This is a genomic window from Chryseobacterium sp. JV558 (assembly GCF_033712365.1).
GTDB lineage: Bacteria > Bacteroidota > Bacteroidia > Flavobacteriales > Weeksellaceae > Chryseobacterium.
Window position 1 is genome coordinate 100,362 of sequence record NZ_WJHU01000002.1, and the last position, 17,290, is coordinate 117,651.

18 protein-coding genes are annotated in these 17,290 nt (G+C 34.5%); 7 read left to right on the top strand and 11 right to left on the bottom strand.

The window, feature by feature from the left end; all coding sequences use genetic code 11:
• Positions 1–45: 45 nt before the first annotated feature.
• From GFU89_RS06205 to tilS, 5 genes are all read right to left on the bottom strand, one after another.
• Positions 46–1,581 carry a T9SS type A sorting domain-containing protein gene (locus tag GFU89_RS06205; RefSeq protein WP_318846327.1) on the bottom strand — a complete coding sequence of 512 codons (1,536 nt, stop codon included), beginning with the start codon at positions 1,579–1,581 and terminating at the stop codon, positions 46–48.
• A gap of 134 nt (positions 1,582–1,715) precedes the next feature.
• Positions 1,716–3,785: a protein-disulfide reductase DsbD family protein gene (locus GFU89_RS06210; RefSeq protein ID WP_318847154.1), complete on the bottom strand. Its 2,070-nt coding sequence runs from the start codon at positions 3,783–3,785 to the stop codon at positions 1,716–1,718.
• Positions 3,786–4,117: 332 nt separating this feature from the next.
• The gene (locus tag GFU89_RS06215; RefSeq protein WP_318846328.1) at positions 4,118–5,077 is read right to left on the bottom strand and encodes a redoxin domain-containing protein; all 960 of its coding nucleotides are present in this window, start codon (positions 5,075–5,077) and stop codon (positions 4,118–4,120) included.
• An 80-nt stretch (positions 5,078–5,157) separates the two neighbouring features.
• Positions 5,158–5,718 carry a sigma-70 family RNA polymerase sigma factor gene (locus GFU89_RS06220; protein WP_318846329.1) on the bottom strand — a complete coding sequence of 187 codons (561 nt, stop codon included), beginning with the start codon at positions 5,716–5,718 and terminating at the stop codon, positions 5,158–5,160.
• A complete protein-coding gene (gene tilS / locus GFU89_RS06225; protein ID WP_318846330.1) occupies positions 5,691–7,043 on the bottom strand; it encodes a tRNA lysidine(34) synthetase TilS in 1,353 nt (450 codons plus the stop codon). The genes GFU89_RS06220 and tilS overlap by 28 nt, the downstream gene beginning before the upstream one ends.
• An 87-nt stretch (positions 7,044–7,130) precedes the next feature.
• Here tilS and GFU89_RS06230 point away from each other — a divergent pair, with 87 nt between their 5' ends.
• Positions 7,131–7,964, top strand: coding sequence for an OmpA family protein (locus GFU89_RS06230; RefSeq protein ID WP_318846331.1), 834 nt, complete (start codon positions 7,131–7,133; stop codon positions 7,962–7,964).
• Positions 7,965–8,017: 53 nt separating this feature from the next.
• Here GFU89_RS06230 and GFU89_RS06235 read toward each other — a convergent pair whose 3' ends face one another.
• From GFU89_RS06235 to GFU89_RS06245, 3 genes are read right to left on the bottom strand one after another with little or no spacing between them, the layout of a single operon-like run.
• The gene (locus GFU89_RS06235; protein ID WP_318846332.1) at positions 8,018–9,001 is read right to left on the bottom strand and encodes an HTTM domain-containing protein; all 984 of its coding nucleotides are present in this window, start codon (positions 8,999–9,001) and stop codon (positions 8,018–8,020) included.
• Complete coding sequence (locus GFU89_RS06240) at positions 8,985–9,557, bottom strand: hypothetical protein (RefSeq protein WP_318846333.1); 573 nt, start codon at positions 9,555–9,557, stop codon at positions 8,985–8,987. The genes GFU89_RS06235 and GFU89_RS06240 overlap by 17 nt, the downstream gene beginning before the upstream one ends.
• Positions 9,558–9,609: 52 nt before the next feature.
• Complete coding sequence (locus GFU89_RS06245) at positions 9,610–10,203, bottom strand: hypothetical protein (RefSeq protein WP_318846334.1); 594 nt, start codon at positions 10,201–10,203, stop codon at positions 9,610–9,612.
• Positions 10,204–11,025: 822 nt separating this feature from the next.
• Here GFU89_RS06245 and GFU89_RS23340 point away from each other — a divergent pair.
• From GFU89_RS23340 to GFU89_RS06270, 6 genes are all read left to right on the top strand, one after another.
• The gene (locus GFU89_RS23340; protein ID WP_407296040.1) at positions 11,026–11,181 is read left to right on the top strand and encodes a CCPGW family putative bacteriocin; all 156 of its coding nucleotides are present in this window, start codon (positions 11,026–11,028) and stop codon (positions 11,179–11,181) included.
• Positions 11,182–11,310: 129 nt separating this feature from the next.
• A complete protein-coding gene (locus GFU89_RS06250; protein ID WP_318846335.1) occupies positions 11,311–11,958 on the top strand; it encodes an O-methyltransferase in 648 nt (215 codons plus the stop codon).
• Between the two features lie 85 nt (positions 11,959–12,043).
• On the top strand, positions 12,044–12,760 hold the full coding sequence (locus GFU89_RS06255) for a C40 family peptidase (RefSeq protein ID WP_318846336.1): 717 nt from the start codon (positions 12,044–12,046) through the stop codon (positions 12,758–12,760).
• Positions 12,761–12,782: 22 nt separating this feature from the next.
• Positions 12,783–13,250: a DUF1648 domain-containing protein gene (locus GFU89_RS06260; RefSeq protein ID WP_318846337.1), complete on the top strand. Its 468-nt coding sequence runs from the start codon at positions 12,783–12,785 to the stop codon at positions 13,248–13,250.
• Entirely contained in the window at positions 13,247–13,591 is a 345-nt protein-coding gene (locus GFU89_RS06265; protein WP_318846338.1) for a cupin domain-containing protein, read from the top strand. Before GFU89_RS06260 ends, GFU89_RS06265 begins: the two co-directional genes overlap by 4 nt.
• 5 nt (positions 13,592–13,596) lie before the next feature.
• Entirely contained in the window at positions 13,597–14,835 is a 1,239-nt protein-coding gene (locus GFU89_RS06270) for a 3-deoxy-D-manno-octulosonic acid transferase (RefSeq protein ID WP_318846339.1), read from the top strand.
• Here the strand turns inward: GFU89_RS06270 and GFU89_RS06275 are convergent.
• The 3 genes from GFU89_RS06275 to GFU89_RS06285 are packed head-to-tail and all read right to left on the bottom strand — an operon-like array spanning position 14,827 to position 17,268.
• Positions 14,827–15,453: a deoxyuridine 5'-triphosphate nucleotidohydrolase gene (locus GFU89_RS06275; RefSeq protein WP_318846340.1), complete on the bottom strand. Its 627-nt coding sequence runs from the start codon at positions 15,451–15,453 to the stop codon at positions 14,827–14,829. The genes GFU89_RS06270 and GFU89_RS06275 overlap by 9 nt on opposite strands.
• Positions 15,453–16,208, bottom strand: a complete 756-nt coding sequence (locus GFU89_RS06280) for a glycosyltransferase family 2 protein (protein ID WP_318846341.1) — start codon at positions 16,206–16,208, stop codon at positions 15,453–15,455. Before GFU89_RS06280 ends, GFU89_RS06275 begins: the two co-directional genes overlap by 1 nt.
• 22 nt (positions 16,209–16,230) lie before the next feature.
• Positions 16,231–17,268: an acyltransferase gene (locus tag GFU89_RS06285; RefSeq protein WP_318846342.1), complete on the bottom strand. Its 1,038-nt coding sequence runs from the start codon at positions 17,266–17,268 to the stop codon at positions 16,231–16,233.
• Positions 17,269–17,290: the final 22 nt, after the last annotated feature.

Sequence of the window (17,290 nt, forward strand, 5' to 3'; positions counted from 1 at the left end):
CTATTGATTGTTTGTGAATAAATTTTATAATATTTTCAAGAAGTTTTATCGTTTGATTGTTATTTTCTTTGAAAGAATAATTTCTTCTTTGTTTTTTATCTGTACAATATAAATTCCTTCGGTGAATGCTGATGTACTGATCTTAATTTTTTCTTCGTTATATTTTTGAGAGAAGAGTTTTCTCCCTGACATATCTGTAATGCTGATAACAGTTTCTTTTGGAAGATGATCTGCATAAAAGAAATCTTTTGCCGGATTAGGGTAGAGATTAGGTTTATTTATCGGTTGGTTTTCTGAGATTCCTAATTGTTCCGGGCTTAGTTTTACGATCCAGGCATCAATGTTTCCATGATTTCCGGTTACATCTCCACTTGTAGAAAGTGTACTTCCTGAAACAATATAACCATTATCACTGGTTGGTTCAATAGAGCTAAAGTATTCAAAATCTGGTCCACCCAAGGTCTTTTCCCATTTCAGGTTTCCATTACTGTTCAGTTTTACAATCCAGTAATCCAGATTTCCATGATTTCCGGTTACCTGTCCGTTGTTGGAATTGGTCCAGCCCCCAACGATATAATCCCATTCAGGAGTTTGCCGTATTGTGATGGCGTTATCGTGAGCACTTCCGCCAAGATATTTATCCCATTGGATGACTCCGCTATTATTTAATTTAACGACCCAATAATCAGGAAGGCCATTTTCAATATTAGAAGGATCATAAGAAGTACCCACCACAATATAACCGCCATCGAAAGTCTGTTGTGCGGAATATCCCATATTGTCACCAAAATTACCCAGAGTTTTTTGCCATTGCATATTTCCGGAGTAATCAAGTTTTACGATCCAATAATCGTAGTTTCCATAGCTTACGGTAATATCTCCGTCTGTAGAAACTGTATTTCCTGCAATAATATATCCGCCATCAAAAGTTTGCTGAACAGAAAGTGCCTGATCACTGTCACTTCCTCCCAATGACTTCTGCCATTGTATATTTCCGGTATTATCCAATTTTACTACCCAGTAATCTTGTCCTCCCTGGTTTCCACTGGCGTCCCCATCATTAGAACTGGAGATTCCTACTACAATATATCCTCCTTCGGAAGTCTGCTGAATGGATTGAGCTTCATCAATACCGCTTCCTCCTAAAGATTTCTGCCATTGTATATTTCCGGAGCTATCAAGTTTTATCACCCAGAAATCAAAATTTCCATGGTTTACTGTAGCATCTCCATCACTGGATTTGGAAGATCCAGCGGCAATGTATCCCCCATCTGTAGTTTGGCGGATAGACTGGATTATATCATTATTACTCCCACCCAGTGCTTTTTGCCATTGTATATTTCCATTACCATCCATTTTTACCACCCATCCATCTCCTTCGCCATGATTTCCGCTAACATCTCCGTCGTTGGATGATGAAGCTCCGGCCATAATGTAACCCCCATCAGACGTTTGTTGCGTGGAATAAGCGGTCTCGCTTTGGGTTCCTCCCAATGCTTTTTGCCATTCTATGGACGGAGCGGTCTGGGCAGTGAGTAATGAATAGGTAAGAAATAAAAAAGTAAATGTATAATATCTCATATGTATTTGAATTGGTGATAGTTATTCAAATATAATTAATTTTGCACTACGTTCGGTGTTTTATGGTTTATTTAATTCACAATAAAAAAACTCACACAATAAAGTGTGAGTTTTTAAAATACTATGTAAATGGTTTATTTACTCTTTTTATAATAATTAACCCCGCATTCTAAGAATTTCTTGAAATCCTCTTTTGGCATATATCCTGAAACAGGTGTGTTAATCACTTTTCCATCCGGAGTTATCAGAACATAGTGAGGCTGCGAGTTATTGTTAAAGTTAACCTGCTGGAATAAGCTCCATCTGTCACCAATTGTTTTTACTTTTTTAATCTGCCCTTCACCAAGGTCAATTTTAGTTTTTTGATCCTCTGGAAGCTCTTCCTTGTCGTCCACATACAGAGATGCTAATACTACATCATTCTGAAGGATCGGTAAAATATCTGGTTCGCTCCATACAAACTCCTCCATTTTTCTACAGTTTTCACAACCGTATCCGGTGAAGTCAATAAGGATTGGTTTATCCTCTTTTTTAGCAAGTTCTATTGCTTTAAAGAAGTCGTGTTCCGGATGCATTCCCAAAATTCCGTCTTTCTCATCATGGAAGTAGCTTACGTTCAGTGGAGGTAAAATTCCGCTTAATAACTGAAGTTTCGGACGGTCAGACGGTATCAATCCCTGAATCAGGTAGATTACAAAACCGATTCCCAATACCCCTAATATCTTTCTTGTAATGGAGATTTTAGGTTTTTTATCGTCATGAGGGAATTTGATGAATCCTAATAAATATAATGCTAATCCTAATGCAACGATGATCCAGATGGCGATGAAAAGTTCTCTTTTTAAGAAGAATGTTTTAGAAACAAGATCTGCTTTAGATAAGAATTTCAATGCTAAAGCAAGCTCTACGAAGCCTAACACTACTTTTACTGTATTCATCCATCCTCCGGATTTCGGAAGACTTTGTAATGCCTGCGGGAATAAAGCCAATAATCCGAAAACGATTGCCCACGCAAGACCGAATCCTGCCAATGCAAATGTTAATAACATCGGAACGTTGGTAGAACCGGTTACTGCACTTCCTAATAAACTTCCCAAAATAGGACCCGTACAAGAGAAAGAAACAATAACCAATGTCAATGCCATGAAGAAAATACCGATAAGTCCTCCCGCTTCTTCCGCTTTAGAAGATTTATTAGCAATTGAGCTTGGTAAAGTGATATCATAGTACCCAAAGAAACTTCCAGCAAAGAAAATGAATATGATGAAGAACGCAATGTTCAGCCATACGCTGGTAGAAATTTCATTGAAAATATTTCCTGCAATTCCATCAATAATGTGGAAAGGAATACTTAGTAGAATAAAAATAAGAAGGATGAAAAACCCATATATAAGAGCATCTCTTTTTCCTTTTGCTTTGTTCTTGCTGCCTTTGGTAAAGAATGAAACCGTCAAAGGAATCATCGGGAAAACACAAGGCGTAAGCAAAGCGATTAAACCTCCAATAAACCCTAGGAATAAATAGGTCCAGTAATTTTCATCCACTTTAGTAGAGGCTGTACCACAATCTGTCAATGGTTTTTTGAAATCAATAGTTGCAATTTTCAGCTGTTTAGGATCCAGTTTTGAAGTTTCTGTGACGGTAGCTTCTGTTTTTGCAGGATTTTCGGTAACAGTCTCAATTGTTTTCACTGAATCTTTTACAGGGCCAGTTGTTTCCTCAGTTGCAGCTTCTTCCGTTGCTCCTTTTGGGGTAACTTTTTGATTGAATTCTAATGTATTGGGAGCCAGACAAACTCTGTCGTCACAAGTCTGATACGTAATTTCAGATGTAACATCCGCAGGTTTTGTCGGATCTTTTAATTTAAATTTCTGCTTAAATCCGGCTGAATTGGAGTAGAAAACAATCGTTCCTCCAAAAGCTTCAGAAAACTCTTCATGTTTTTTACCTGTTTCGGTAAACTTCCCAACCAGTTCAATGTTCTTTCCCGTAACTTTATACTCAGTAGGAATTCCGGTATCTTCCGGTAAATCTTTTGAGTAAATGTGCCATCCGCTTTCCATAGTAGCATTCAATACCGCTTCGTATTGATTGTTTCCCAGATCGTTGACCGTAAATTTAAATTTTACAGGATTTTTTATCTGTGCATTAATTCCTGTCGCTAAAAATAGTAGAATTAATAAAAACCAATTTCTAAATTTCATTGTTCCTTTCATTAAAAATTTTGAGACTCCACTTTGTCTTCTCATTCTTTGTATATCTTCTATCCTGCCTGAAAAGAATGATCGTAAGTACAGAATCATTGCTGTCCGTCAGTATCCAGATTTTTTGCCTCGCTAAAATAGATAATTTTTCGTCCCTAAAAAACTTAGAAACTTTCTTTTTTTAAGCCTGCAGTTTAAAATATTCCTTCTTCTGCCTTGATTGCATTAGAAGTGTTGCTTATTTTATCATTCAAAATGATTATTGATTTTGTCAATTTTGCTGACTTGGAGTTATGATGTAATCCTTCATCAAGGCAAAACTTTGTGTGAAATCAATTCAGATTTTTTACAATGTCTTCTACAGATGCTCTCTTTTTATAGTCTGTATCAAAATGTCTCCATGTAATTTCTTTTCCCTCATTTAGAATGAAAGTTGCTGATACAGGAAGTCTTCCTGAATTGTCTGACCTGCTGTCAGCAAAATCTTCTTTTAATTTTGAGTTGTAAAAATTAAGCGTTTCATTGTCCGGAGTATAAAGGACATCAAATGCCTCTGCAATTTTATATCCCTCATCATATAAAACAGTATAGTCTGTCTTTGTTTTGTTAATCGTCTTTTCTATAAATTCCGGTTTTTCAGGAGAAATGATAACAAGCCTTGCATTTTTCGATTTCAGTTCAGGAGTCAGATTCTGTAAGGTCTCAATATATTTGTTACAATAGGGGCACCATTGTCCACGAATAAAAACAATCACCAGTTTTTTGTTTTCTTTTGATAAAGAAAATGTATTTCCCAAGTGATCTTTCGCGTTGAAATTATCAATCTTATCTCCAATCATTTTTCCTTTTACCTGATCTAAAGTTTTGCCAGATTGAGGTTTCTCTTTTTTCAGAACAGAGGCTCCTACTCCTAAAAACTGTTCAGGATTATAATATCCGAAATCATATTGTACCAGCTTCCCTTTTGAATCCAGGAATAAAAAAGAAGGATAGTTTACAACTTTAAATTCTTTCGCCAGATCTAGCCCTTCTTTTTCCGCGTCTATAGCAAGGTTTACAAAATTTTTGTTGAATATCTCTCCAACTTTGGGATCAGTAAAAGTTTTTTTTGCCATCAGTTTACAAGGTCCGCACCAAGTGGTGAACAGATCAATGAAAATCAGTTTATTCTCTTTTGCTGCGATTTTTTTCGCGGCTTCCAAATCAATTTTTTGAAAATTGATGCCTGTGCTTTGTGCATTAAATGAAATTCCAACTAATATAAGAAGGCTCAATACGATTTTTTTGAACATATATTTCTTTTCTTATTATGTTCCCTGAAAAAGAAAAAAATCACCCATACATTAAATGATTTTATATAATGATTTGATTTTCAGGTAGAAAAAATGCTTTTATTTTTAATTTTTTTGATTTGTTCTACACATTTATACTTTTGATTCTGAGCATTATGCTTGCTTGAATAATGATATTTGTATTGAATTTCCTCCATACTTTTATTTTCAATAAAAATGTCATGGATAAGATTTTGACAATGTGAAGAGATAGACTTAATATAGCCAGCCAGCTTTTCCCAGTAATACTTTTCATTTTCAATAGCAACACTTATTTCCTGCTGGTTTTCCATGAAATAGCTTTCAGGAGATTCTATATAAAAATTTCTGTTTTTTAATTTTTTTAACCACAAATTTTTAACAATTCCAATGATATAATTTCCCAGACAGGTTTGAACTTTGAACTCATCAGCATTCAGTTTTTCATAAAGAATCAGCAGTGCATCCTGAAAAATGTCTTCCGAATCTTCCAGATTACCTTTATTATTGAGTACGAATTTTTTGGTATAACCGAAATACTGTTGGTATAAAATTCCAAAAGCTATATTGCTGTCTTTCTTAAAATCATCAACAGCTAACGAATTAGTTGTTTTTCTGTCCACTTTACAGTTATCTTTTTTTGAGTAGTTCTGTCTGCCTGATATCTGCGATCCTGTCTAAAAGGGATAACCCCCAAAATATGATTTCTGGAGTCAGATAATAACCATATTTTTTCTTTGACTAAAGCCGATAATTTTTCGTCCCTAAAAAACTTAGAAACTTTCTTTTTCCCTGAAAAACCGGTTGGATACAACTCGTCACCCTCTTTTTGTTTTCTCAAACGTAGTGGGAAATGAAGTTTGTCAGCATCAAAATTCCATTCAAACCCCTTATTGATTCCATCAATGTTTTCAATGTAATCTACGAGATTGATGTTGATTTGGTTTTCGGAAAAATCAAAATGATCAATCAGGATAATTTCTTCTTTGATTTCCTTTTCATCGTTTTTGTTAATAATAATCAGTTCATCACGGTTGACAATCAACTGATATTCTTTTGAAAAAAATGAACTGTTGTTTTCGGCTTTAAAAATTTTAGGGATTTCTTCCTCCTGGTTGAATCCGTATTTTTTTAAAATTTCAAATTTTACGAAATCGCTTTCCTGATCCAGCTTTTCCTTTGATAAGATTTTATTGTTTTGGTTAAATACCGTAAGTCGATTTTCTATCTCCTGAATCTGTTTTTGGACAAAATCTTTAGTTTGGTTCAGATACAAAGAACTTTTTCTGAAGTTTTCCAGAAAATGATCGTTAGTTTCCATCAGCACCGGAACAATCTCATTTCTAATCTTATTCCTCAGATAATCACTTTTTTTATTAGACAGATCTTCCCGGAATTCAATACTGTTTTCTTCAGCAAACTGATAAATTTCTTTTTTGGAAAAATTTAAAAGCGGTCTGAGAATATAATTGTCATTTGATGGAATTCCACTCAATCCGTTGATGCCGGCAGCTTTAGAAAGATTGATGATGAATGTCTCCAGTTGGTCATTCAGATGATGGGCTGTAACCAGAAATTCCAGTTTTTCCTTTTCCTGAATTTCTTTAAAAAAGATATAGCGAAGTTCCCTTGCCCAAAGCTGAATAGAGTTCTCAGGTTTCTGATCCTTTTCCGAAACTTCATACAGATGAAATTTTATATGATTTTTCTCACAAAAATTCTGTACCGTTTTTTGATCCAGATCAGAATCTTGACCACGGAGTTTATAATTGATATGGGCAACCTGAAACTGGAATTTTGAACCTTCAGTTTCGTGTCCTAAATCCCTGAATAATGAGGCAAGAACCATAGAGTCTGCTCCTCCGCTTACCGCCAGAAGATACGTGTGATTTTCCGGCTCGTGAACGAGATTTTTTAATTGGCTGATAAAGCTTGATTTTTCCAACATAGATGTTGAGAATTTCTTTTATGCAAAGATAACCGATATAATTCAATTGAATTTTCCTAACTTTGAGTAGTCTAAAAATGATTATTTATGAAGATTTTAAAAATTGTAGCAGTTTCTGCAATGGCGCTGGGAATGACATCTTGTGTCAGCAAGAAGCAGTATGATGCCTTGAGCACAAACTATAAGCAGTGTATTGAAAATATCGGAGAAAGACAGAGAGAAATTCAGGATTTGAAGTCTCAGAACTCTGCATTGGCCGGTGAAAACAACTTGCTGAAAAGCCAGCATGATGCTTTAAAATCATCACTTGATGCATGTCTTTCCAATACCGGGAAAAGCTCTGCTAATATTGATAAACTGGTAGGTGAAATCAATGCTTCCAATTCTTATATCAAGCAATTGATCTCTAGCAATGCTAAGAATGACAGCTTGAACCTTGCATTGTCTAACAAACTGAAAAGATCTTTAGATAACGTATCAGATCAGGATGTACAGGTGAAGGTGTTGAAAGGTGTTGTAATGATCTCTCTTTCAGATAATATGTTATACAAAACAGGAGATTACAGTATTTTGCCTGCCGCTCAGGAAGTGCTAGGTAAAGTAGCTAAAGTAATCAATGATTATGATAAATATTCAGTATTGATTGAAGGTAATACAGATAACGCTCCGTTGAGTTCTCCGAATCTTCCGAGAGACAACTGGGATCTTTCTGCATTAAGAGGTACTTCTGTTGCTAAAGTTCTTCAGACTCAGTTTGGAGTAGATCCTGCAAGAATTACAGCAGGAGGACGTTCAGAATACAACCCGAAAGCGACTAACATGAGTGTTTCAGGTAGAGGTGAAAACAGAAGAACGGAAATCATCATTATGCCTAAGCTTGATGAGTTTATGAAACTGATGGATATTACTCCTAAGAAATAATCACTCAACCATACATAATAATAAATCCCGAAGACATTCGGGATTTGTTTTTTTTATGAGCCAATCTGTTTCGGAATATAATGAGTTGATATTTTTTTCTTTGAAGAGAGAACCGTTTTCTTAGCGGATTGTTCAAAATAAAAATTGGTGATATTCCATACAATCATAATAGCTGAAAAATAATATAGATTAAGAACAAGGGCAATTCCTATATGCATAGAAACTGTTAGAAAAAGCCATGTCTTCTGTGTAGGTTTGTACCAGATGAAAAACGGGTAACACATCTCGATGATAATTGTACTCCATCCGATAAAGCTTAAAATATAGGAATGTTCTATTAGCCAGCTGAAATCAATATTTAGGTCTCTGTTGGAATAGGGTAGATGAATGGCTTTCCAGATTGATTCACCGTTCCACCAGTTAAAACCTAATGCTTTATCCAGTCCGGAAAAAAAATAAGCAATAGAAATATGAAGCTGAAATAATCTTTTGACCGGAGTGATATTTATTTCCCGTGGTTTTCTGTTGAAAATGAAATTTCTGAGTGAAAAATGTTGGTCAGACGGAAAAAGTATCAGATAGAATAAGGACATACTCGTAAAAAAGTCAGCGCCATAGGCAAAGAAAGAACTTCCCTTGAGCAATGCAATCTGTAATATAAGTAAAAAAAGCGCTGAAATTCTGGAATAAAACCCAATGATAATCAAAATACACAATGTAATAAATGATATTTTAATCATCACAATTGTTGTACTTTCTTCAATGCCAATACTTTGTAAAAAGGTGACGATTTTTGAGAAAGTTATCAACCAGTCAGGTGTGAAAACACTCATGATATCCTGTGGAATGATACTGCTGCTTGAAAATAATTTGTCAAAATCAGGGATCACTGCGATAAATTGTAAGAGAATAATGGTTCCTATTGCAACCCGGAAGAAGCTTAAGAATTCCGTTTGATTATCCTGTTTGAAAAAGAAGTTTTCAATTTTGGTATAAAGTACATTCAGTTTTTTCATCACTTTAATGTTTGAATTCATCTATAAGAATAAGATTTTCATTCGTTTTTCCCTGCTTGAAATCCGCAATAGAAGGGTAGTCGTATAAATAAAGTTTTGTGGTAACACTTGATGCTTTTGGATTTTCTTTCATCACATGTGCTGCAATCTGGTTGATAATAATGTCCAGATATTGATAATATTTGCGGTCATAGGTATTTTTGTCGGAAATTTTATCCAGAAACATATTAAAGACAGTCGTATATCTTACTCTGCTTTCCTTACTTTTGAAATAAGGCATCGTCTTTTGTTCCAGGATATTTCCCTTCTTATCTTTCAGTTCAAAGCTCATTACAAAATCACTGGCAACATTCGGTGCATAAAAGCCATATCCCGTATCAAAACCGGTATAAGATGTAAACATATTGATAGGTTTTGATTGGGCAAAATTCTCTGATATCACATATGCCAAAGGCTTGTTATAGTTTTTGTTTTCATAATAAAAACCGTAGTAGCCATCAAATGTTCCTTTCATACCAATTGTGAATACTACCAATAGAATAATGAAAATTCCGGATAACTGAAGCTTTTTTTTCATGACAAAAAATTTTAGAAAAGGCTGTCTTCAGAATAAAAACAGCCTTTTGTTGTTATTTGTAATTGACCAAAACATTATTAAGCTTAACATTGATTCTTGGATCAATTGCTGTATTCACTTTGTAAGATTTTATGATCACATTGGTAAGGTTTTTTCTTCCCATAGTTGGCGGACAGATCGTATATTCCTCAGCTCCTCTTATGGTAAGTTTGCCTAAAGAAGCGATATCTTTCTGAGTCAGCAAGGCCGCATTTGTAGCAACCTGATTGTTTTGAATGGCGTAATAATCTGTTCCAAGTTCTTTGGCTCCGTATTTTTTCAGGATGCCATCCACTTTAGCTCTTAGGTCACCGTATTTTTTCCAATCGATATTAGCTTTCATTAAGCATCCGCGGATAATATACTGTCTGTTGATTTTGTAAATAATAAAATTGGTTCCCAAACTATTCTGATGAAGTTTTTGCAGGCTTAATAAACTCTTCATGTCTTCATCAGAAATTTTTCTGACATCTTTAAGGATGTAATTGTTGTCTACAATGTAATTGCCTTTTTCTTTATAAAAAGACATTTCCTGAGGCTTTAGCTGGGAAAATATCATAACAAGTCCCACTATTGCTCCAATTAAAAATAAAGTCTTTGTTTTCATGTGGTTGTTTTAAAATATCCCTACTCTGTTTTAGGATTTTCGGGATCCTCCTTTCTGTGAGTGTTTCATGGTTGAGAAACTTAGATCAAATGTAGAATTATGTAAGTGCTTAAGAATAAGTGTTTATCCTGTTTTTTTATAAGGACTTTACCCTGTTAAGATTGAAATATAAAGAATGTAAAGATGAGAATCCTGAAATAATAGGCTGTCTAAGGATATTTCAGACTATTTTGTTAATGCTTGGGAAAAAAAATTGAATGAACTCAGAAAAGTTCTTTTGAATTGAAGTTTGGGAAAACGTAGTTCCGGAATGGAATTAGGTTTTTGATCAGAAGATCAGGTAGAATAACTGAAGTGACTTAACAGAAATAGGATGGCTTTAAAAAGAAAATAAATCCCGAAGGTGGCCGGGATTTATTTTTTAATCAAATTAATTCTTCCTTTTTGAGGAGCGAAATAATTCGTAGCAAAAATGAAGTGGATATTTCTTTCTTAGTTTTTGCTGCAGAAGAATCAGTTCTGCCTTTCAGCATAACTTTTTTGCGATTCTCATGGTTAGTTTGTGTCTCTCCTGCAATCATCTTGTTTCTCTTAGTGTTTTTACCCCTTATTCTCATTGCAAACTTATAACGAATACGACAGAAATACTATCCGTGTTTTCACGGTATTTTATATGGGGTTTTCACGGGTGTATAGATTTTTATGCATATAATTATTTGATTAATAAAAGAATATGTATATTTAAGTCTCCATTAAAGGAAATAATTAAAGAGGTGTCCGAAAATCTTAAAGAGTAGGAAATTAATACTAAACAAAATAATTATGAAAAATTCAAAAAAACTTTCAAGAGTAGAAATGAAAACTGTACAAGGTGCTATTAGAGGGTGTAATCCACAGATATTTTGTACTAGCCCACAAACAAAGTGTTGCCCAGGATGGGTTTGTGCTGGTATAAGACAATATTGTATAGCCGTATAATGACTTTTTACAAAAATTTAGATCTGGCTAAGAAAAAGAGAGGGATTAATTTCTCTCTTTTTTTGTATCTTCTTTTTGAATCTAAAAACTAGCTTTAAAATCCTTAAATTTGTTTTAAATTAAAATGGTATGAGTTTTTTTGAAGAAAAGAATCCTGAAATGGACAGATATTTGGAAGCACACGCTTCTTCGGAATCCGAAATTCTGAAAAAACTGAGAAGGGAGACTTACCAGAAGACCACACAGCCTCATATGATTTCCGGATACCAGCAGGGAAGATTATTGACTATTATTTCCCAGATGATGCAGCCGAAAAATATTCTGGAGATAGGAACCTTCACAGGATATGCTACTTTGTGTCTTGCGTCAGGATTAGCGAAAGACGGGAAAATTACAACGCTTGACGTGAATGAAGATCTTGCCTATCTGCCGAAAAAATATTTTGAGTCCAGTGAATATGCTAATCAAATTGACTTTAAACTTCAGGATGCCAAAGAATTTTTAAAAGAAACAGATGAGTTTTTTGATCTGATTTTTGTGGATGCTGACAAAGAAAATTATGCGGAATATTTTAGATTGATAAAACCCCACACCAAGTCCGGAACCGTAATTTTATTTGATAATGTTTTGTGGTACGGAAAAGTGCTTGAAGAAAATCCAAAGCTGCAATCTACCCAGTCTATCCAGGAATTGAATGATTTGGCGGCAAAAGACAAAGATTTTGAAAATCTTATTTTACCTTTGCGTGATGGAGTCAACTTTCTTCGCAGAAAGTAATTAAAATATCCAAAGATTAAAACATTTAAAGAGAGTATAGTTCATATTTTTTCTTTAAATTATTCAATCTTTAAATTGAGAGTTAATGAATAAAGGAATTTGTAATGTTACAGTAGCGCCGGTTCGTGCAGAGAATTCTGACAGGGCTGAAATTGTTACGGAAATATTGTTCGGGGAAAGTGCAGATATTTTGGAAGTAGATAAAAACTGGACCAAAATAAAAATGCATTATGATGGTTATGAAGGATGGATGGATACCAAACAGTTGAGACCGGTAACAGATGAAGAACTGGCCAGTAGAAAAGTGACTGTTGTTACTGAAGATTTTTCTTCTGTATTGATGAAGGATGGTAAGACTCTTCTGTCTATGGGATCAGAAGTGGAATTTCCTGTGGTAGCTTCAAGAAGAAGTCATGATGTACGTGAAAGCATTGCTATGGCGGCAAAAGAATTCCTTAATGTACCTTATCTGTGGGGTGGCAAAAGTTTTTTTGCGGTAGACTGCTCCGGATTTACTCAACTGGTATATAAAATTCATAATATTAAAATTCCCAGAGATGCTTCCCAACAAGCTGAGGTAGGAGAACCGCTTACCTTTATAGAAGAGACACAGCCTGGAGACCTTGCTTTTTTTGAAAATGCAGAAGGAAAAATTATTCACGTAGGAATTATGCTGGATAATCAAAAGATCATCCATGCTTCAGGAAAAGTGAGAATTGATACACTGGACTCCACAGGGATTTTTAATAAAGAAATGAATAAACACACTCATAAACTGAGAGTGCTGAAAAGTGTAATTTAATTCTAATTAAATCTCATCTGAAATGGAAAATATTCTCTTTACAATTTTTGATATTTTTAATTTTGGATGGGTAGTTTTTCTGTGGTGGTTGACCATCAAGAATTATAATACCTTACCGGAGAGAATCCCTGTTCATTTTGATTTAGAAGGAAAAGCTGATGGATTTGGCGGGAAAATATATGCATTTCTGATGCCTGTATTAGCTCTAGGACTATATGCTCTGTTCGTCTATGGATTAAGACATCCTGAAGATACTAATTTCCCTGTAGAAATTACAGATCAGAATATGAATGCTCAGTTTTTAATTATGAAAATTGGCTTGAGAATTCTTTTTGTTGTACTGGCAGTCATTTTTACAAATATTCAGGACTATATGTTCAGAAATGCTGTAGATGATCAGGCAAAACCCAGAATTTCATTTGCCACTATATTTTTATCAGTTGTGTTATTTACTCCTGCACTACTTTTTATTGCCTATCTATTCAAATGATACATTCTAAAGAAAATTCAGAACATTATACCTGGGGAAACCATTGTGACAGCTGGATCCTGAAAAATACACAAAGCTTATCTGTGAAGCAGGAAAAGATGCCCGCAGGAACTTCAGAAAAACTACACTACCACAAAGTGGCAGAACAGTTTTTCTATATTCTGAAAGGAGAAGCTGTATTTTATATCAATGAAGAGAAATTCCTGGTTAAAAAGGGAGAATCTATTTCTATTGCACCGGAATCAAAACATTTTATCTCCAATGTATCCACCGAAGAAATCGAATTTTTAGTCATATCCAATCCTTCTGCGGATCATGATAGAATTGAAATAAAAGAATAATAAACATGGCTTTTCTGTACAATATATTTATCAGTCTCCTTACTTTCGGAATGAAGGTTTTTGCGTTGATTAACGATAAAACTAAAAAAGGCGTTGAAGGAAGAAAGCAGTCTTTAGAGAAAGTAAAATCAGCATTTTCAAAAACAGACAAAGTGCTTTGGATGCATGCTGCCAGTTTAGGCGAATATGAGCAGGGACTTCCTGTTCTGGAAAAGCTTAAAGAGAATTTTCCCCAGCATAAAGTTCTGGTGACTTTTTTTTCACCATCAGGATATGAAAATGTTGTTAAAAAGAAACACATCGCAGACGTTATTTGTTACTTGCCATTCGATAAAAAAAATACTGTAAAGGAATTTATATCACAGTTTAATCCTGAACTATTTTTTACGGTTAAATATGACTATTGGTATAATTTACTTGCTGAACTGAAAAGTAAAGGAACAAAGATCTATGTTATTTCCGCTCTGTTTTATGAAAGACAATCTTTCTTTACTTCTTATGGAAAATGGTTTGTAAAACAACTGCAGAAAGATGTAGATTGGTTTTTTCATCAGACTCAATTTTCACTGGCACTGGCCAAAAGTGTAGGATTGATAAAGTCTTCGGTAACGGGAGACACAAGATTTGACAGAGTAAAACAACTTCGTGAGCGTAGTAATCATGTAGACTTTATTGCAGACTTTAAAGGAGAACACAAAGCCATTGTTTTTGGGAGTTCATGGCAAGCTGAGGAGAAAATAGCAGAAGTGGTTTCACGAAAAAATAATAGGGTGAAACTCATCATAGCACCACATGATCTGAAAAGAGTAGAGCATTTGAAAAATATATTCCCAGATGCATTATTGTACAGCCAGATACAAAACGCTCAACTATCAGCTGGCAGTGCTCAAATTCTAATTATAGACAGCATTGGCTTATTATCAAAACTCTATTCATATGCAGATGCAGCTGTTGTAGGAGGGGGATTTCATGATGCCGGACTTCATAATATTCTGGAAGCGGCCACTTTTGGTGTTCCTGTAGTTTTTGGAAATCATTACAAAAAGAATCCGGAAGCGGATGATCTGATTGCTGCAAATGGCGGGAAATCTTTCCCAGACGAATATACAGCCGCAGAATTTGTTTTATTTCTTATGAATGAAGATAATCAGGAAGAGCTTACAGAAATGTCCAAAAATGCAGGGAAATTCGTAGACGAAAAATCTAATTCTACTCAAATGATTCTGCAGAAAATTTTATCTTAAAAAACCCTGACTTTTTATTTCCTTCATGATTTGATCAATATTTTCAGGTATTTTTTCGCATTCAAACCAATTGAAGTCAATACCATTGTTGATGCATAGTTTTTGAAGGTAATGGTTCTCTAATATTTTCTCTTGAGTGTCACGCAGATATTCATCAATTTCCATCCAGTAATCCTCATCCAGTTTTTTCACAAGGGTCAAAGATTTGAATACTTTGTTGATAATGTAAATATAAAGCTTATAGACATTATCAAACCTTTGTCTGCTGAGATCACTGTTATTCTCCAGAATTTTATTGATGAGAAGAAGATTCAGTGAAACTTCCCCAAATTTATCAGTAGTAATTTTGATGTGTTCAGTAATTTCTGCACTTATCTTTCGGATAATAGTTAGGAAATAAGGAGCATTTCCGGTATATTTTGATGCTAAAAGAACCTTTTCAGTTACAATTTCCTCCATTGTATTTCTCTTATCATCGGTAGTTTCCGGATCAATAAGTTCGAAATACAACTTTTTAGATAATAATTTATCCTTTCTCAGAAGTCTGAAAATAAGTTTATCTTTTTCGGTACCGGTAAAAGCGCTCAGAGCGGCTTTGAACTCTTTTGAATACTCCATTAATTGAAAATTTTCGAATACTTCATGAATCCGTTCAGCGCCCAGTTCGCCGTATAGTATAATGATTTTACAGTTGAAAATCCCATGAAATCTTTATAAACAAGATATTGATCTTTGATGATATTTTGTTTCTTTCTGGAAACACTGTTTTCGCGCATTCTGTATTTTGCCATTGTCTTTTTTACAGGAATCCCTTCAGGGATTACTTTTAAAAGATTAAGCCACATCACATGATCTTCGCGCTTGCTTTTTATAGGGAACAAAAACTTTCCAACCCTTTTGGTATCATACATGGTAGAAACCGGTGCCAGACGACATGTCTTCAGCAGATTGGAGAACGTAACGACTTTGTCAGCCAGAAAATCTTTCAGAATAGGCTGAAGCTGTTCATCACATCTGGAGTAATTGCAGTAAACCAGTTCTGCATTGTGTTCCTGCATATAATCCGTCATTGTTTCCAAATATTCAGGATACCAGTAGTCGTCAGAATCCAGAAAAGCAATATATCTTCCCTGCGCTCTTTCCAGACTGTTATTTCTGGCATTTCCAGCTCCTCCGTTTTTTTCAAGTACCTGCAGTTTTATTCTGGGATCATTGTATTTTCTGATAATCTCAACAGTATTATCTTTGGAAAGGTCATCAGTAATCAGCCATTCCCAGTTTTCGTAGGTTTGGTTAAGAACAGACTGTATGGTTTCCTCGATAAATTCCGCTGAATTGTAACAAGGCGTTATAATGGAGACAAGATCTTTCATTTATGTTTTCTAAACTGCAAAATTATAAAAATCTTTTTTCATAAAGATGCCAGGAGCTTATCCCAACAGCAATAACCACCAACATACATACCAAAGCCATTACAAATGGGTTGTAATCTTCGAATAATCCTAAAGTCTGGAAAGTTCTGATAATAGGGAAGTGGAAAATGTAGATTCCGTATGTGAAGTCACCATATTTTCCGAAATTATTTAAGAATTTGAATGAATAGGCAATGTACATTACAATAACACCAATCATCATTGGGGAAAAAAGCTGAATATTTAAATATAAATCAATCCACACCGTAGCGAGAGCAATGATGAAGAGTATATTTTTATGTTTGATGAATTTGTCAAAATTAAAGTAAATCAGCATTCCGGGGATAAAATAGGATAGTGTTCCGGGAAGCTGTTTGGCTAATGAAATTTTATGTAAAGATTCAAAATAATTGAGATAAGTAAGTGATAAAAAATATAAAATAACCAAACTTATATTTCTGTATTTATTATTCTTTCCGAATAACAAAAACAACAAAGGAACAGAGAAATAATAGCACATTTCTATTTTTAGCGTCCATAGGGCACCATTTACAGCTTGATTTCCAAAAACTCCGGGAAGCCAGGGTGCTTTAAAATTTAAAAATAATGAATTCCAAAAAAGGTATTTGTAAACTTGTGTGTTGCTGAAATATTCGGTGAAAGAATAGGTACTTACCAAACTTAATAAAATAGCACATAAAAAAATAACCAATAAGTAAGCGGGAACAATTCTTTTGATTCTCTTTTTTAAATAACTTTTCAGGCTTGAAGACCTGTCGTAGCTCCTTGCAATAAGAAATCCGCTCACTGCAAAAAAGCCGAAAACAGCAATTTCTATAGGGCTGTGCTCAAAGATTTTAAGATCAGGAGAAGCGCTGAGGGTGCCAAGATGTCCAAGAAAGACAATAAAGGCAAGGAGAACACGTATAAAATCAAAATTGTTTTTCGTAATATCCTGCATTTGTATTTTCTTTCTTGCAAAAATAACTTTTTTAATAAAATGAATGGCCCATGTATTCATTATTTGTTAAATAAAGGGAAAA

Coding starts and splice junctions, on each gene's coding strand:
- GFU89_RS06240 (WP_318846333.1), bottom strand. CDS start 9,557: ATGAAAAAAAAGCTTCAGTTATCCGGAATTTTCATTATTCTATTGGTA.
- GFU89_RS06210 (WP_318847154.1), bottom strand. CDS start 3,785: ATGAAATTTAGAAATTGGTTTTTATTAATTCTACTATTTTTAGCGACA.
- GFU89_RS06230 (WP_318846331.1), top strand. CDS start 7,131: ATGAAGATTTTAAAAATTGTAGCAGTTTCTGCAATGGCGCTGGGAATG.
- GFU89_RS06255 (WP_318846336.1), top strand. CDS start 12,044: ATGAATAAAGGAATTTGTAATGTTACAGTAGCGCCGGTTCGTGCAGAG.
- GFU89_RS06265 (WP_318846338.1), top strand. CDS start 13,247: ATGATACATTCTAAAGAAAATTCAGAACATTATACCTGGGGAAACCAT.
- GFU89_RS06245 (WP_318846334.1), bottom strand. CDS start 10,203: ATGAAAACAAAGACTTTATTTTTAATTGGAGCAATAGTGGGACTTGTT.
- GFU89_RS23340 (WP_407296040.1), top strand. CDS start 11,026: ATGAAAAATTCAAAAAAACTTTCAAGAGTAGAAATGAAAACTGTACAA.
- tilS (WP_318846330.1), bottom strand. CDS start 7,043: ATGTTGGAAAAATCAAGCTTTATCAGCCAATTAAAAAATCTCGTTCAC.
- GFU89_RS06205 (WP_318846327.1), bottom strand. CDS start 1,581: ATGAGATATTATACATTTACTTTTTTATTTCTTACCTATTCATTACTC.
- GFU89_RS06260 (WP_318846337.1), top strand. CDS start 12,783: ATGGAAAATATTCTCTTTACAATTTTTGATATTTTTAATTTTGGATGG.
- GFU89_RS06250 (WP_318846335.1), top strand. CDS start 11,311: ATGAGTTTTTTTGAAGAAAAGAATCCTGAAATGGACAGATATTTGGAA.
- GFU89_RS06215 (WP_318846328.1), bottom strand. CDS start 5,077: ATGTTCAAAAAAATCGTATTGAGCCTTCTTATATTAGTTGGAATTTCA.
- GFU89_RS06235 (WP_318846332.1), bottom strand. CDS start 9,001: ATGAATTCAAACATTAAAGTGATGAAAAAACTGAATGTACTTTATACC.
- GFU89_RS06285 (WP_318846342.1), bottom strand. CDS start 17,268: ATGAATACATGGGCCATTCATTTTATTAAAAAAGTTATTTTTGCAAGA.
- GFU89_RS06280 (WP_318846341.1), bottom strand. CDS start 16,208: ATGAAAGATCTTGTCTCCATTATAACGCCTTGTTACAATTCAGCGGAA.
- GFU89_RS06275 (WP_318846340.1), bottom strand. CDS start 15,453: ATGGAGTATTCAAAAGAGTTCAAAGCCGCTCTGAGCGCTTTTACCGGT.
- GFU89_RS06270 (WP_318846339.1), top strand. CDS start 13,597: ATGGCTTTTCTGTACAATATATTTATCAGTCTCCTTACTTTCGGAATG.